Origin of the sequence: Paraburkholderia sediminicola (assembly GCF_046027355.1) — a bacterium.
In the GTDB taxonomy this organism is placed as follows: Bacteria; Pseudomonadota; Gammaproteobacteria; order Burkholderiales; family Burkholderiaceae; genus Paraburkholderia; species Paraburkholderia sediminicola_B.
Genome location: NZ_JAQQEK010000002.1, coordinates 132,116 through 147,205, shown reverse-complemented (window position 1 = coordinate 147,205; position 15,090 = coordinate 132,116). Strand labels below are relative to the sequence as shown.

At 60.0% G+C, this 15,090-nt stretch carries 13 protein-coding genes; 3 read left to right on the top strand and 10 right to left on the bottom strand.

Features of this window, described 5'->3' with window-relative positions; translation table 11 throughout:
• Window positions 1-258: 258 nt before the first annotated feature.
• Window positions 259-987 carry a TetR/AcrR family transcriptional regulator gene (locus PQR42_RS03910; protein WP_408382572.1) on the top strand — a complete coding sequence of 243 codons (729 nt, stop codon included), beginning with the start codon at window positions 259-261 and terminating at the stop codon, window positions 985-987.
• 20 nt (window positions 988-1,007) lie between these two features.
• Here the strand turns inward: PQR42_RS03910 and wecB are convergent, their stop codons facing one another.
• The 10 genes from wecB to PQR42_RS03860 all read right to left on the bottom strand — a co-directional run bounded on the left by wecB (window position 1,008) and on the right by PQR42_RS03860 (window position 12,991).
• A complete protein-coding gene (wecB, locus tag PQR42_RS03905) occupies window positions 1,008-2,111 on the bottom strand; it encodes a non-hydrolyzing UDP-N-acetylglucosamine 2-epimerase (RefSeq protein ID WP_408382570.1) in 1,104 nt (367 codons plus the stop codon).
• A gap of 66 nt (window positions 2,112-2,177) precedes the next feature.
• A complete protein-coding gene (locus tag PQR42_RS03900; protein ID WP_408382568.1) occupies window positions 2,178-3,323 on the bottom strand; it encodes a class I SAM-dependent methyltransferase in 1,146 nt (381 codons plus the stop codon).
• An 88-nt stretch (window positions 3,324-3,411) separates the two neighbouring features.
• Window positions 3,412-6,120: a glycosyltransferase gene (locus PQR42_RS03895; protein ID WP_408382566.1), complete on the bottom strand. Its 2,709-nt coding sequence runs from the start codon at window positions 6,118-6,120 to the stop codon at window positions 3,412-3,414.
• Window positions 6,121-6,187: 67 nt separating this feature from the next.
• Window positions 6,188-7,558 (bottom strand): ABC transporter ATP-binding protein, encoded by a 1,371-nt coding sequence (locus PQR42_RS03890; protein WP_408493567.1) that lies wholly within the window; start codon window positions 7,556-7,558, stop codon window positions 6,188-6,190.
• On the bottom strand, window positions 7,559-8,407 hold the full coding sequence (locus tag PQR42_RS03885) for an ABC transporter permease (RefSeq protein WP_408382562.1): 849 nt from the start codon (window positions 8,405-8,407) through the stop codon (window positions 7,559-7,561). It abuts the gene before it with no gap.
• Between the two features lie 527 nt (window positions 8,408-8,934).
• Window positions 8,935-9,330, bottom strand: coding sequence for a 4-carboxymuconolactone decarboxylase (gene pcaC, locus PQR42_RS03880; protein ID WP_132378192.1), 396 nt, complete (start codon window positions 9,328-9,330; stop codon window positions 8,935-8,937).
• Window positions 9,327-10,118, bottom strand: a complete 792-nt coding sequence (gene pcaD / locus PQR42_RS03875) for a 3-oxoadipate enol-lactonase (RefSeq protein WP_408204923.1) — start codon at window positions 10,116-10,118, stop codon at window positions 9,327-9,329. The genes pcaC and pcaD overlap by 4 nt, the downstream gene beginning before the upstream one ends.
• Window positions 10,119-10,123: 5 nt before the next feature.
• Complete coding sequence (locus PQR42_RS03870) at window positions 10,124-11,503, bottom strand: 3-carboxy-cis,cis-muconate cycloisomerase (protein ID WP_408383015.1); 1,380 nt, start codon at window positions 11,501-11,503, stop codon at window positions 10,124-10,126.
• A gap of 107 nt (window positions 11,504-11,610) precedes the next feature.
• On the bottom strand, window positions 11,611-12,270 hold the full coding sequence (locus tag PQR42_RS03865; protein WP_408204922.1) for a 3-oxoacid CoA-transferase subunit B: 660 nt from the start codon (window positions 12,268-12,270) through the stop codon (window positions 11,611-11,613).
• Between the two features lie 13 nt (window positions 12,271-12,283).
• Window positions 12,284-12,991 carry a 3-oxoacid CoA-transferase subunit A gene (locus PQR42_RS03860; RefSeq protein WP_408382559.1) on the bottom strand — a complete coding sequence of 236 codons (708 nt, stop codon included), beginning with the start codon at window positions 12,989-12,991 and terminating at the stop codon, window positions 12,284-12,286.
• A 379-nt stretch (window positions 12,992-13,370) separates the two neighbouring features.
• Here PQR42_RS03860 and PQR42_RS03855 point away from each other — a divergent pair, with 379 nt between their 5' ends.
• Together PQR42_RS03855 and folE are read left to right on the top strand one after the other, a co-directional pair.
• Window positions 13,371-14,300: a LysR family transcriptional regulator gene (locus tag PQR42_RS03855; protein WP_408382557.1), complete on the top strand. Its 930-nt coding sequence runs from the start codon at window positions 13,371-13,373 to the stop codon at window positions 14,298-14,300.
• Window positions 14,301-14,449: 149 nt separating this feature from the next.
• Complete coding sequence (gene folE, locus PQR42_RS03850) at window positions 14,450-15,088, top strand: GTP cyclohydrolase I FolE (protein ID WP_408204919.1); 639 nt, start codon at window positions 14,450-14,452, stop codon at window positions 15,086-15,088.
• Window positions 15,089-15,090: the final 2 nt, after the last annotated feature.

The window sequence follows — 15,090 nt, the reverse complement described above, 5'->3', positions numbered from 1 at the left end:
GTGTAGTATCCGCTACACCAAACTCGTTAGAAATCTACTCGATCAATTTAGTCTGTGCAACGTATTTACCGGCGTGCGCGTGATTGGTGCAATGCCACATTGCCGTGTGAGTGACGCTTCAATCTACGCCGAAGTGAATGATCGCGCAGCGCATGCCGCAGCGGCCCATGCGGGCTGTATGATGAAGGCGTGTTCATGCCTTGGCCGGCTGCGGCGCATGCCGTTCAACCTGACGCTAACAAGAGATCCGAGACCGCCATGAGTCCCACCGCCGCCCGCAAGCCGGGCGCTACCGGCATCCGTGCGAAACAGGCGCAGGACACGCGCGCCAAGATTCTGAAAGCGGCCATCAAGGTCTTTGCCAAGCAGGGCTATGCGAGCGGACGCGTGGAGAGTATTTCGAAGGCGGCGCGCTCGCACGATCGCATGATTTACTACTACTTCGGCAGTAAGGAACAACTGTTCGTCGAAGTTCTCGAAACCATCTATACGCAATTCAACGAGGCGGAAAGCAAGCTCGATCTCGATCTGGCGGATCCCGTGCATGGGCTCGAACAGATGGTCGAATTCGTCTGGCAGTATTACCTCGATCACCCCGAGTTCGTCACGCTGCTCTCCAGCGAGAATCTGCACCAGGGCAAGCACGCGAAGAAATCGTCGAAGCTAAAGGAGATTTCCGGCTACGCGATTTCGGTGGTGCAAAAGTTACTGGACGCGGGTCAGGCGCAGCACGTCTTTCGTGCGGATGTCAAAGCGCGCGACGTGTATCTGATGATCGCGTCGCTCGGCTATTTCTATAACGCCAATCAGTACACGTTGGGCGCGTTTCTCGGCGAGCCGATGATGGACAAGGCGGCGCTCGCGCATTGGCGCGAGGTGATCAAGGACACGGTGTTGCGCGCGGTGCGGTTGCATTTGCCGGTGGAGAGGGAGGCGGCGGTGGTCGCGGTTGCGGTGAATGAGGCGAGCCAGAATAGCGAGGCGTAGCGCTTCACCGCAAGACGGCGTTACACCTGAAAGTGGTCTCTCAACACGCTTACGATTCGTCCGGACGCCAGGCCGTCACCGTAAGGCGACACGCCGCGCGCCATACGCTTGTATTCGGCCGGGTCGTCGAGCAGCCGTTGGGTGTTCGAGACAATGTCGGCATATTCGGTGCCCACGAGCTTGACGACCTCATGCGCTACCGCCTCCGGCCGCTCTGTCTCGCGCCGCAGGACGAGCACGGGTTTGCCGAGCGCGGGCGCCTCTTCCTGCACGCCACCGGAGTCGGTCAGGATCAGATAGGCCCGCTTCATCGCGGCAACGAACGGCAAATAATCCAGGGGTTCGCAGAGCGTGATCCGCGGATGTTTGTCGAGATGGGCGTATGCCGCCTCACGCACGTTCGGATTGGGATGAACGGGATAGAGGATATGGACGTCGGGATTGTCGTCCGCGATCGTTTTGATCGCGCGCAGAATGTTCTGAAACGCCTCGCCGAAATTCTCGCGACGGTGCGACGTCACCAGAATCAGCCGGCTGTCGCCCTTGAACGGCGCGGCGCCGTCGCACCGCCCGGCCACGTCCAGCAACGCGTCGATGACCGTGTTGCCGGTGACGAACACGCTCGTAGCATCAATGCCTTCCGCGAGGAGGTTCCGTTTCGCGGTCTCCGTCGGTGCGAAATGCCAGCGCGCAAGTCGGCTTGCAACGACACGATTCATTTCTTCCGGAAACGGATTGGAAAGATCGCCCGTTCTCAGCCCGGCTTCGACATGTCCGACCGGCACGCGCCGATAAAAGGATGCGAGCGCCGCCGTCAGTACGGTGGTCGTGTCGCCCTGCGCGAGCAGCACATCGGGCTGTTCGGCGGCAAGCACTTCATCCAGCCGGATCATGAGCCGCGAAGTCAGCATGGGCAAAGACTGATTGGGCAGCATGATATCGAGGTCGATATCGGCTTTGATCTCGAACAGACGCAACACCTGATCGAGCATGCCACGATGCTGCGCAGTTGCGAGAACGCGGCAGTCCGCCCATTCTTCGCGCTGCAACTGTTTGACGAGTGGCGCCATTTTGACCGCTTCAGGACGGGTTCCGATAGTAACGATAATCTTACGTTTTTTCACAGCGTGTTCCGATATGGGACGTGATAAAGGGTAGGCAAACGTGGTCGATGGCGGGTCTTAACGCGGTCACGCTCTACCGACGAACCGGCAGATCGCACTTCTGAGCCGCCATGTCTTCGAGCGCAGCATCATGTCCAATTGCCTCTCGACGTCGTCCGCACGTGCTCGGACTTCGGTCAGGAGCCTCGCGTGACGCTCGCCTTCGATCTGCAACCTTTCGATGCATGTATGAAGCGAGGCAGTCTCCGTGGAGAGGGCGCCACACTCCTGCTTCACTTCCTCGATTGTGTGCTCGCGCTCGGTGATTGCCTGCGTCAATTCGGCGAGCGCTTGATCCCGCTCGGCGAGTGTCTCTTGCGACCGCGTCAGTTTTTCTTTCTCTGCATCGCGTTCCGCGCGTACATCCTGCAGCGCCTTTTCCGTGGATTCGAGACGCACGTTCGTCGCAGCTTGCTCGCTATGAGTTTGAGCCAACTGCGACGCGAACTGCTGTCTGTCCGAGGCGTGCTGTTGGGCAATACCTTGACTACGCTCTTGCGCGAATGCCTCGTAGGTGTCGTCGCCAATAAAGAAATTGCGCAGATCGGGCCGGGTGTCTCCGAGCGCCGAGAGCCGCGCGTAGACGAGCAATATCTGCTTTCCGTTCCAATAGTTGATATTGATTTTCGCCGCGTCGACGACGCGGCAGGCGACAGCGGCGAAACCGGGCACCGGGCAAACGGGAATGTTGTCGAGGTCAAACGTGAAGAAATGCTCGGGAATCCGGTCATATTCCTGAAACGGCAGAAGCAGAACCAGAAAGCGCTTCGTATGCTCCGCGAGGCGTGCAACGACGTCAAACGGGCTATCGAAATGTTCCAGCGTATTCGACGAAAAAATGACGTCGTAGTCGTCCAGGTCGTCGAGCGACTGCGCTTTGAAACGCCTATGCGGAAAAGAGGCCCGGGCCTTCTCGATCGCCACTTCTGAAATATCGACCCCGGTGATGGAGTTCACGCCGAGCCATTTGCTCAGTTCATCTACCCCCTGCCCTTCCGCACAACCCCAGTCGCAGATATTCGATTGCTCCCGCAACACCAGGCCTTTGAACCAGTCCGGCATCAGCCTGGCCGCAACCGTCGCGAAAAATCGCGTTTGCCCATGTCCGCCGGCAGAGACCCAGTCAGTCGAGAAACGATGGTCCCAGTATTGCTTTGAGTTGATGTCTGTCATAAGAAGGCTTATCGGTCTGTCCATTCCATCGAATGCAATGCACGAACGCCGCCAATGCGCAAGCGTTCACGATAGGCATCAAAGAAGCCTAGTCGGCAGTGAGCGTGCTTTCGATGACTTCGCGCCAGCGGTTTTCCCATTCCTTCTTCGCAAACGCGGCCGAGGATTCGAGCCCGTGCGCTGCAAGTCTGGCGAGCTTGGCTCGATCATCGGCCAGTTCTTCGATAGCGGCAGCAAGCTCGATATAGTCCGCACGGATCAGCTTGCCGTTGTAACCGTCGACGATCAGGTTCGGCAGTCCGCCGACGTTGGTCGCTATGACTGCGTTATTGGTCGCCAGAGCCTCGATGCAGGACAGCGATGTTCCTTCCGAATACATGGTCGGCACCAGCGCGATGTGGCTATCGACATAGGCTTTGTACATGTCCTCCATGTCATATTCGATCCACGTCACCTTGCGTGGGTGACGCGCCATGAACGCTTTCACCGCTTCCGCATCACGGTCGATCGCCTGACCGCACAGGACGAGGCGAATATCCGAGCGCCGCGAAAACAAAATATCGAAGGCGTTGATGGTCAGATAGAGACCTCGCGCTTCATAAAGCCGGCGCGGCAGCAGAACGCATAACTCCTCTGTTTCGAAATTCTTCGGATTGCTCCTGAAAGACTCGAGATCGACGTAGTTCGGGACGTACGTCAGCGTATTGGCGAGTGCCCAGTCATAGGTTCGCACCCAGTTGATAAAGTTCGTATCGACACAGACGCATTGGTCGCTGTTGCGAAGTGCGCGGAACAGTGTTTCATAACGTCCCCGGTCAAACGTCGCCAGGTTATTGGACGCTCCGTCCCAATGGATGCCGTGGTTGATCGAGATGACGCGCTTGTTTTTTCCGAGCGACGCGGCAAGTTCAGTCGGCGACGCGATAATGAGATCGGCGTCCGCGCAGAATTCAGCATATTTGCTCGACATCATGTCGAAATCAAAATTGTCCACGGCGTGAACCCCCACGACCTTGACGCCCCGAAATTCGCGCTCGAAAGGCTCCAGCGCATTTTGCAGCAGGCGAACCTCGCACCCCATGCCATGGAGCACGACCGCGAGATCGTAGACGTAGCGTTCCGCCCCGCCCTTATAGACGGTTTCGCCGTTCCAGTCGTAGAAGTTGACATTGACGATGTCCACTTTCACCGTGCGTCGCGTGGAAGGGGTCATCAGCCTCGCAACGTTCCTGGCGTTGACCTGTCTGAGCAACGGCGCGTGAAGCACCGGCCAGGCGTGCGCGCGCGCGACCTCCGCGGACGCCTCGGTATACGCGGTCGACCACTGCCCGCTGGCGACTGCATCGACGAAGTCGATTCCCGAGGCGACGATGATGGCGTGTTCGTATTCCCTGATGGTCCGGGTCGGCGTTCCGATCACCGGTTTCCCTGCGGCCAGATACTCGAACAGCTTCAGCGGCGAAACGGGATCGGTTTTCTCGCTGACAATGAACGGCACGATGCCGACATCGATCCAGGCGAGATAGTGCTTCAATTCGGCATACGGTTTCGGGCCGAGGTGAATGAAATTGTCGAACGTCTTCAGACGCGCCATGCGCTCCTGAACCTCAACGGCGTACTGCGGCTCGAAAGCGACGACGGGACCGACGAACAGCAGCACGACATCGTTGAGTCGCACGATCTCGTCGAGCAAATCGAAATCGAGCAGTTCGGAAATTGCGCCGTGGTAGCCGACAACCCACCGGTTCGCCACCATCTCATACAGCTTCGCCGGCACGTCGCACCGCTCGCGCTCGCCGTGAATGAAGTCTTCGGGATAGACGCCGTTTTCCAGCAGCAAGGCATTCGTGACCTTTGCGCGGTTCGCTTCGTACAGCCGATTCGACGAGAACAGGCAGACATTCGCTATCTGCAGCAAGACCTCATGATCGCTGCGCATGACGTCGGAATAGTTCGCGAAGATGGTGAGGTCATCGAGAACATCGTAGATGGTCAATGCAGTGCGACAGATATCGGCGACGTACTTGAAGCCCGGCCAGTGAAGATAGAGCGTGACCGGTTCGTCCTGAAAATAGCCGAGGAAGTCCTCGACCATATTGGAAACGTACAGGTTGTTTGCCTTGGGCTGGATAACGGGATATAGGCCGCCGAACTCCAGCATCACGCATAGATAACCCGCCTTTGCGAACTCGGCCATGATGTGGTCGGGACGCTGCTTGAGCGAGAGATCGTAGGCGACCGGGCACAACACCACACCTCGACGGTCGGGATGGGTCGCGAGCAGGCGGCTGATCTGGTGCCTTCTTTGTTTCGAGGGGTCCTTGGCGTAGTTCCCAAAGTACGCCGCCTGGGCGCGCGTGTGGGCTTCGTAGCCTCCGCTGGCCACGGGCAGGACGTCAGTCGCGGTGATCTGCTGCATGGGAACACCGGCAGCAACCGGCGTTCGCGCTTTGCCGCGCGCCGCTAACGCGTAAACCGCGCTCGCAATCCGCCGCATTGGCGCGGTCAACTTCCACGAACTGCTTTCGAAGACTTTGCCAAGGGTGCCCTGCACCCGCTCGCGCTCGCGAACCTCGAGCGCAAGTTCGCTCGCTACGTCATTCAGCGAGCGCTTGAGGCTATGGATTTCCGACAACGCATCCGACAACCTTTTCGCAAGCGTGTAGCGATCCCTGCGCGCGAGACTCTGCTCCTCTGCAAGTTGATTGTGTTGCCTGATGAGAGCATCCGCGTCGGGGATCGAAGCGCTCAGCTTCGTGACCGATGCGTGGGTTTGTCTCCGCGCTACGTCCAGCATTGTTTCTTGTCCTTCCATGGCCAACCTCTCGAGTCGCCGTTATTCCCAATTTCTCTTTCTGGTGCTGTCACCGCCTGTCTACAGGCGTTTCTTCCATACGTATTTTTTCTGTGATGTCCGGCAGGAACAGCCCGTATCTATCGCTTTCAACATAGGAAGAGAAATAGCAGGCCCCCTCGATGTACTCGTAGTACTGCGGCACTGCCGCAGACCGGTCTTCAAGGGCTGCCACAAGCAGATATCGGCCGGTGTTGAGCTGGTTTCTCAGGCGAAACTCGATTTCGAACTCGCTGCCGTCGAAATCGAAGTCAATGCCTTTCTCGTCGTGCGTGGTTCGGACGATCAGATCCGTGCCTTTTGTGTCTTTGATGGAGAAGGCCACGCTCAGAGCACGTCGATCGATGCCTTCGGGGAGTTGGATCGCGAAACGAACGATCATCGGCTCGAATGCCGTGAACACGCTCTGGCGCCGACCGGCCGAGTCCAGGACCTGGGCCGACACGATCGATCCGATATGCGTCCCCCAGTGGTTGATGGATTCGTCATTGGCGGTCGAGGCGAGCGGCCTCGCGCTTTCCGCGATCTGATCGTTTTGCTTCGCTTCTTCAACAACACCAGCCGCGCTGTCCGCCGGCTGACTGGAAATTCCGATCGCCTCGCTTTCGCCGATGCCTTCGGACATGAACTGCGTGTATTGCGCGGTAACGGCGAACGCATTGCCCTCCATCCGAACCCGTCCGTCATCGAGCCAGACGGCACGTTCACACAAGGTTCGCACCGAGCCGACGTCATGCGACACGAAAAGAATCGTGACGCCTGATTTCTTGAGTTCCTTGATCTTGTTGAAGCATTTGGCCTGGAAGCGCGCGTCGCCCACGGCAAGGGCTTCGTCGATGATCAGGACCGCAGGGTCGACGTGAATGGCCACGGCAAACGCGAGCCGCACATACATGCCGCTCGAATAGGTTTTGACCGGCTGATCGATGAAGTCGCCGATTTCCGCAAACTGCTCGATGCTGGCGAATTTTCGTTCGATTTGGTCAGCCGTCATTCCCAGCATGGCGGCGTTCAGATAGACGTTTTCCCGGCCGGAGAACTCCAGGTTGAAACCGGCTCCCAATTCGAGCAGCGCGGCCACGCGACCGTTGATCGCGATGTCACCCTCAGTGGGACGCAGTGTTCCGCAAATGATTTGCAAAAGCGTGGATTTGCCGGAGCCATTGCGCCCGATGATGCCGACCGTTTCGCCACGCGTCACCGAAAGCGATACGTCCCGAAGCGCCCAGAACTCCCGTGAATAGCCGGTGCGTTTGGGGAAGACGATATGCTTGAGACGGTCGAGCGGCGTTTCGTATATGTCGAAGCGCTTTGAGGCATCTGTCACCCGAATCGTGGTTTCAGGCTTGCCAACTTGATTCATTTCCATGAGCACCGGCATTTACAGAACGTCCGCGAACCCTTCGCGTGTCTTCTGGAACCAGGCCAGACAGAGCCACGCGAAACCGATGCTGCATGGCAGATAGATCGCTATCCCGGCGAAGTCAGGTAGATCGCCCGTGATCATGACCGCCCGTGCCTGCTCAATGATGAAAGTCAACGGGTTGGCCAGAATGAGCGCCCTGAAAGCGGGCGTCAAAGTATTGAGGGCGTAAAAAACCGGCGACAGGAACATCAACATGGATGAAAGCAGCGTCGTGACATACGTCAGGTCACGCACGTAGACACCGGTGGCGGCGAACAGCCAACCCACACCCACGCCGACGAAAGCGAGTGGAATGAAGAGCGCCGGTAAAAAGACAATCGTCCATTGCAGCTTTCCATAGACGCACAGTGCGAAGACAATCCAGACGGCAAAACTCGTGAGGAAGTGAAAAGCCGCCGAGGCCACCGCAATCCACGGCAGGATCTCGAGCGGAAAGACGACCTTCGTCACGTAGTTGGCGTGGGTCGTGATAATGGTCGGCGCTCTATTCAGGCACTCAGCGAAGAAATTGAAAAGGATGAGCCCTGCGAACAGGATCACGGCGAACTGAAAACTGTTGTCCGTTCCAGGCCAGCGCGATTTCAAAAGTGTGCCGAAAACAACCGTATACATGGCAAGCATGATCAACGGCTGAACGATGGACCACGTCAGTCCCATCACCGAACCGCGATATCGGCTCTGTATGTCGCGTTTGGTTAGCGCGACAATAAGCTGGCGTTGTTGCCAGGGCAGTAAAAAGAGAGAACTAAAATGGGCACGAGGATGGGATTCCTCGCGGCCATCATGTTTATAGGTAAAGCTCATATTGGCAGATCGCCTTGAACGACGCCGGCTGGTTTAACGGTCAATGAAGGGGCGCGAATCATGCGGCGTCAAATGAACCTGCCAGGATTCCGCCAGTCGCCCGCCGGGGCCTGCTCCATTGCTCTTGCTAAGTCCTACGGACCAGCCAAACCCGCGCAAACGAATACCACTATCTTAAAGTGATTAAACCCACATCTAAAATGTGCAAAAGATTAATAACTTCGAATTAACTGATATTCACATTATCAGCGAATTTGATCAGCAAAATTTTTGGAAAATGCTGATATACAAACAAGAAAGGCAGGAATGTTTGCAAGAAAATTCAGCTGCAACGTAGGAATTTTCTGCAAAAATCGAGAAGAGTGGAATTCGCGGGCGAATCACGCAGTGCGCAGCGTCCCTGTCGAACGCCGCCGGATACCAGGTATCCGTATCACAGCCCGTTGCAGGCTGGATATTAGCCAAACATCGTCGATGCTTAAAGGCAGCGTGCATTCGCACGCTGCCTGGCACGTCATCTCTATTGCTTACGGCTGCGCTGCCGCCGCGTCATCTTCGCGGAACAGCTTGTCCGCAAGGTGAAACGCCGAATTCGCCGCCGGCACGCCGCAATAGATCGCGGTTTGCAGCAGCACTTCCTTGATCTGCTCGCGCGTCACGCCATTGTTCTTCGCGGCGCGCAGATGCAGTGCGAGCTCTTCGCTGCGATTGAGCGCGACCATCATCGCGATGGTCAGCAGGCTGCGCGTGTGGCGCGGCAAGCCATCACGCGTCCAGATTTCGCCCCACGCATAGCGGGTGATGAAATTCTGAAACTCTTCCGTCAACTCAGTACGGTTCGCAAGCGACCGGTCGACGTGCGCACTGCCCAGCACCGCGCGGCGCACATCGAGTCCGGCTTCATAGCGATCTTCGTCGTTCATTTCTGCTCCGTCAGGAAATCGATCACGGTCTTCGTGAAAGCGTCGGCTTTCTCGATGTTGGAAATATGCGAGGCGTCCAGTTCCACGTAACGCGCGCCGGGAATCGACTGCGCCAGTTCGCGGCCTTGCGCCGGCGTCGCGGCCAGATCGTGCGTGCCGCTAATCACCAGCGCCGGCAGCTTGATGCCGGGCGCTTCGGGGCGCAGATCGGCGGCGTCGATGGCGTCGCAATTCGAGGCGTAGCCTTCCTTGTCGGTATGCACGAACACGTCGCGAATCAGGGCCAGCACCACCGGTTCACGCTCGATATAGTCAGCCGTGAACCAGCGCGGCAGGACGGCATTGGACAGCGCGAGCATGCCTTCGGTGCGCGCTTTTGCGGCGCGCGGCACCCACACTTCCGGTGAACCGATGCGCGCCGCCGTATTGCACAGCACGACGCGGTCGAAACGGTTGCCATGACGCGCGGCCAGTGCAACGCCAGTCAGACCGCCCATGGAAATTCCGCAGAAATGCGCGCGGGCGATCTTCAGCGTATCCATCAGGCCGAGCACATCGCCGGCCAGTTGTTCGATCGTGTACGGGCCTTTCGGCGCCTCCGAGTGGCCGTGGCCGCGCGTGTCGTAGCGCAGCACGCGAAAGTGTTTCGACAGCGCCGCGACTTGCGGCGCCCACATGGACAGATCCGTGCCGAGCGAATTCGACAAGACGATCCACGGCGCGTTGCCGTGACGGTCGCCATCGATTCGATAGTGAAGCTCGGTGCCGTTGACTGCGGCGTAAGGCATGCCGGTTACTCCCTGGAATGGTCGCGCTGCGAGCGCGTGGTGTGAAGTGCCAGCGCGGCGTCCACATAAGCGTGCGCCTGGCCGACGTATTGAGCCGGATCGAGCAGTTGCTTCAGGCGCTCGAGCGGAAGATGCGCGGTGACGGCCGGGTCCGCGGCAAGCACGTCGAATAGCTTTTGGCCGTCGCGGATCGCGGCTTTCGATGCGCGCTCCACCAGATGATGCGCGTCGAGCCGGCCGATGCTGTCGCCGAGCGCGAGCATCACCGCTTCGCCGAGAATCAGGCCGTGCGTGACGTCGAGATTGGCGGCGAGGCGCGGCACGTTCACGTTCAGCCCCGCGGCGATCTGTTCGATGTTGGCAAGCGCGCCGCCGGCGAGGCGCGCGAGATCCGGCAGCGCGTCCCACTCGGCTTGCCAGCCGCCGAGCGCGCGCTCGTGCTCCTGCACCATGCCGGCGAACACCGTGGCGACCAGCCCCGGCGCTCGCGTGGCGGCCGTCAGCACGGCCGCGCAGCCGACCGGATTGCGCTTGTGCGGCATGGTCGACGAGCCGCCCTTGCCGGCCGCGGCCGGTTCAGCGAGTTCGTCGATTTCGGTTTGCATCTGCAGTGAGATGTCGCGCGCGATCTTGCCGAGCGTGCCGATCAGCATGCCGAACAGCGATGCCGTTTCGGCAATGCGATCGCGCTGCGTATGCCACGGCAGCGTCGGCACGGCGAGACCGAGTTCTTTTGCGAGCGACTGTGTGACCTGCGGCGCGGCATCGCGCAGACTCGCCAGCGTGCCCGCCGCGCCGCCGAATTGCAGCACCAGCACGCGAGCGCGCAACGCATCGAGCCGCTCGCGATGACGCAGCAGCGCGTCGAGCCACTGCGCGAATTTCAGACCGAGCGTGATGGGCAGCGCCTGCTGCAACCAGGTGCGGCCGATCATCGGCGTGGCGCGATGCGTGGTTGCGAGTTTCGCCACGGCGTCGCAGGTGGATTGCAGGCTGCTGTCGAGCAGATCGAAGGTGTCGCGCAGTTGCAGCACCGTCGCCGTGTCGATGATGTCCTGGCTCGTCGCGCCCCAATGCACGTATTTCGACGCTTCGGCGTCGGCCGCCTTGACGCGCGCGGTGAGTTGCTTGACGAGCGGAATCGCGAGGTTGCCGCCGAGCGCGGCGTCGCGTGCGAGCGCGTCGGCGTCGAGCTGGTCGGCCTGGCAAGCGGCTTCGATCGCGGGCACCGCCGTTTGAGGAATCACGCTATGCGCGGCTGACGCGCGCGCGAGCGCCGCTTCCACATCGAGCATCTTTTGCAGCGTGGCGCGCGGCGCCCAGATGTCGTTCATCGGCTGCGTGCCGCAAAGAAGGCCGGTCAGACGAGCGCTGGATTCGAGCATGATGACGTCGATGATCGAGGGAATCAGAAGTGAAGAGTACACCGCGAGACGCCGGCATTGCTGCCGGCGCCTTCGCCTTGCGGGCTCGCTCGGCCTCGCTCAGCCTTTTAAGCCGCGCGCGCCGCTTGCGTGCCGTCGATCAGCGGGACGCCGGTCAGCTTGTGCAATGCGTCGAAATCGATGTCCGAGAAAATCTCGCGCACCACGAGGCCCTGATCAGTCACATCGATCATCGCCAGGTCCGTATAGATGCGGTTGACGCAAGCCACGCCCGTCACCGGGTACGTGCATTCAGCGGCGATCTTGCTCTCGCCCTGCTTGGTCAGGTGCTCCATCATCACGTAGACCTGCTTCGCGCCGATCGCCAGATCCATCGCGCCGCCGACTGCCGGAATCGCGTCGGGCGCGCCGGTATGCCAGTTTGCCAGATCGCCCTTGGCCGACACCTGGAAGGCGCCGAGCACGCAGAAGTCCAGATGGCCGCCGCGCATCATCGCGAACGAATCGGCGTGGTGGAAGTACGCGCCGCCCGTGAGCAGCGTGACGTGCTGCTTGCCGGCGTTGATCAGTTCGTCGTCTTCCTCGCCTTTGGCGGGCGCCGGGCCCATGCCGAGCAGGCCGTTTTCGCTGTGCAGGAAGATTTCCTTGTCGGCGGCGAGGTGGTTGGCCACCAGCGTCGGCACGCCGATGCCGAGGTTCACGTAGGCGCCTTCGGGGATATCCAGCGCAACGCGCTTGGCCATTTCATCGCGGGTCAGTTTTTTCATGTCGGTCTCCGAATCAGGCGGCAGCGTCGTGAGGATTGGGCAGCGGGGCGTGGGCCGCTTGCGGTACTTCGATCACGCGCTGCACGAAAATGCCGGGCGTCACGATGTTTTCCGGATCGAGCGCGCCGAGCGGCACGACTTGCGACACCTGCACGATCGCGGTTTTCGCCGCACTTGCCATGATCGGTCCAAAGTTGCGAGCCGTCTTGCGATAGGTGAGATTGCCCCAGCGATCGCCCTTGTACGCTTTGATCAGCGCGAAGTCCGCATGCAGCGGCGCCTCCAGCACATAGTGCCGGCCGTCGATCAAGCGGGTTTCCTTGCCTTCGGCGAGCTTGGTGCCGTAGCCGGTCGGCGTGAAGAAGCCGCCGATACCCGCGCCTGCCGCGCGAATCCGCTCAGCCAGATTGCCTTGCGGCACCAGTTCGAGTTCGATCTCGCCGGCGCGATACAACGCGTCGAACACATACGAATCGGTTTGGCGCGGGAACGAGCAGATGATCTTGCGCACACGCTTGGCTTTGAGCAGCGCGGCCAGCCCGATGTCGCCGTTACCGGCATTGTTGTTGACGATGGTGAGCTCGCGCGCGCCCTGTTCGATGAGCGCGTCGATCAACTCCGACGGCATGCCGGCCGTGCCGAAGCCGCCGATCATGACGGTCGCGCCGTCGTTGACATCGGCGACGGCCGACTGAAGTGACTCGAAAATCTTGTTGATCATGTCGAATTTCCTTTTGGGGCGCTGCGTGCCGCCGGGCTGGCTGCCTTGCGGGCAGGACTCGAGCGGGACGGTCTCCGGGCCAATGCCGGCGGCGGCTCGCCAGGTGCGATGCGAAGCTGGCGCCGTTAGTTTGCTCGCTTCAAATTTGTTCGTTATATGAACATGGATTCGTTTAGCGAACGCTGAGGCGATTATGGTTGTCCTTCGTGCACGTTGTCAAGGCAGGGAATTCCCCTTAATCATAGGTTCTCGCTGCCTGCCATGCCGGTTTGTTGTTCGGGTTGGCCGGCCAAAGCGGAAGATCAGACTATCCAAACGCGAGATTGTTGGGCTAACCTCTATCTACATATCAAATACGCGCGCTGCAGGTCATAGAAGCATGTCTGAGACAAATCTGGATCTGAACCTGATCCCCTATCTGGTCGCGATGGAAGACACGCGCAATGTCAGCCGAGCCGCCGAGCAGCTCGGCGTGAGCCAGCCACGCGTGAGCACCGCGCTGGGAAAATTGCGGGAGTACTTCGACGATCCTCTCTTCGTGCGCACGTCCAAAGGCATGGAGCCGACGCCACGCGCGCTCGCCATCCTGCCCGCCGCGCGCGACGCGCTCTTGCGCATCGAGAAAGGCATGCTCGATGTACAGGAATTCGACCCGGCCACCAGCACTCACACTTTCTCGATCGCGCTCTCCGACGTCGGCGAGATCGTGTTTCTGCCGCGGCTTCTGCAACTGTTCGCCGAACGCGCGCCGTTCGCGAATCTGCGCTCGGTGTCGCTCTCGCCGTCGCAGGTGGAACGCGGGCTCGAATCGGGCGACGTCGATCTTGCCATCGGCTATTTCCCCGATCTGGCGGGCAATAACTTCTTCCAGCAACGGCTTTTCACGCATCGCTTCATCTGCCTGATGCGCACGGGCCATCCACTGGCGAAGGCGCCGCTCACGCTGGCGCAGTATGTGGCGTCGGGTCATGCCGTCGTGCGCGCCGAAGGACGCAGCCAGGAAATCCTCGAGCAATATCTGGAAAAGAAGCGCATCAAGCGCCGCGCCGTACTTGAAACGCCCCACTTCATGAGTCTGCCGTTCATCCTCGCGCGCACCGACCTGCTGGCGACCGTGCCGCATGCGATCGGCTTCGCGTACGTGTCGGAGCATGCGTCGATCACGCTGGTCGAGCCGCCGCTGCCGTTGCCGCATTTCGATCTGCGGCAGCATTGGCATCGCAAGTTTCATAACGATCCGCGCGGGAGCTGGCTACGTGGCGTGGTCGCCGAACTGTTCAACGACGCGATGGACGAATGGCCCAAATGAGCGGCGGCCTGACAACGCGGCTTAACAGCGCGCCCTGACAGCGAAAAGGGACATCGGCACGACGCGGCACAAAACATGGAACAATGGCCGCACTCATTGAACCCGCGCGCTCCGTACAGCGCCGACGCGCGATCCCGGAGGAGCGACGGATGACCAGCAGCAAGGCGAAGAAAACCAAACCCATAGCCGCAACGGAGCGCCCGAGCCGCGAGGAAGCTGAAGCAGCGGTTCGCGTGCTGCTGCGTTGGGCCGGCGACGATCCCGCGCGTGAAGGCCTGATCGACACGCCGGCGCGCGTAGTGCGCTCATACGAGGAGTTTTACGCGGGCTACCAGGTCGACCCGCGCGAAATCCTCGCCCGCACCTTCTCCGAAGTGGACGGCTACGACGAAATGATCGTGCTGAAAGACATCCGCTTCGAAAGCTATTGCGAACATCACATGGTACCGATCATCGGCCGCGCGCATGTGGCGTATCTGCCGGGGCATCGCGTGGTCGGCATCTCCAAGCTGGCGCGTCTCGTCGATGCGTTCGCCAAGCGCCTGCAGATCCAGGAAAAGATGACGGTGCAGATCGCCGACACCTTGAACGAAGTGCTGCAGCCGGCAGGCGTCGGCGTGATTCTCGAAGCCGCGCATCAATGCATGTCGACACGCGGCGTGCACAAGGCCGGCGTGACGATGGTCACCTCGCGCATGCTCGGCACGTTCCGCACGGATCCGTCGACACGCCGCGAGTTTCTGTCGATCGTCGGCAATCCGGGCGTGGTGGCGGTCGCCAATACCTGAGC

What these genes read in the sequence shown, in the direction of transcription:
- PQR42_RS03885 (WP_408382562.1), bottom strand. Translation starts at nt 8,407, where the DNA reads ATGAGCTTTACCTATAAACATGATGGCCGCGAGGAATCCCATCCTCGT.
- PQR42_RS03890 (WP_408493567.1), bottom strand. Translation starts at nt 7,558, where the DNA reads ATGCCGGTGCTCATGGAAATGAATCAAGTTGGCAAGCCTGAAACCACG.
- pcaC (WP_132378192.1), bottom strand. Translation starts at nt 9,330, where the DNA reads ATGAACGACGAAGATCGCTATGAAGCCGGACTCGATGTGCGCCGCGCG.
- pcaD (WP_408204923.1), bottom strand. Translation starts at nt 10,118, where the DNA reads ATGCCTTACGCCGCAGTCAACGGCACCGAGCTTCACTATCGAATCGAT.
- PQR42_RS03895 (WP_408382566.1), bottom strand. Translation starts at nt 6,120, where the DNA reads ATGCTGGACGTAGCGCGGAGACAAACCCACGCATCGGTCACGAAGCTG.
- PQR42_RS03865 (WP_408204922.1), bottom strand. Translation starts at nt 12,270, where the DNA reads ATGAAAAAACTGACCCGCGATGAAATGGCCAAGCGCGTTGCGCTGGAT.
- PQR42_RS03870 (WP_408383015.1), bottom strand. Translation starts at nt 11,503, where the DNA reads ATGCTCGAATCCAGCGCTCGTCTGACCGGCCTTCTTTGCGGCACGCAG.
- PQR42_RS03860 (WP_408382559.1), bottom strand. Translation starts at nt 12,991, where the DNA reads ATGATCAACAAGATTTTCGAGTCACTTCAGTCGGCCGTCGCCGATGTC.
- PQR42_RS03910 (WP_408382572.1), top strand. Translation starts at nt 259, where the DNA reads ATGAGTCCCACCGCCGCCCGCAAGCCGGGCGCTACCGGCATCCGTGCG.
- PQR42_RS03900 (WP_408382568.1), bottom strand. Translation starts at nt 3,323, where the DNA reads ATGACAGACATCAACTCAAAGCAATACTGGGACCATCGTTTCTCGACT.
- folE (WP_408204919.1), top strand. Translation starts at nt 14,450, where the DNA reads ATGACCAGCAGCAAGGCGAAGAAAACCAAACCCATAGCCGCAACGGAG.
- PQR42_RS03855 (WP_408382557.1), top strand. Translation starts at nt 13,371, where the DNA reads ATGTCTGAGACAAATCTGGATCTGAACCTGATCCCCTATCTGGTCGCG.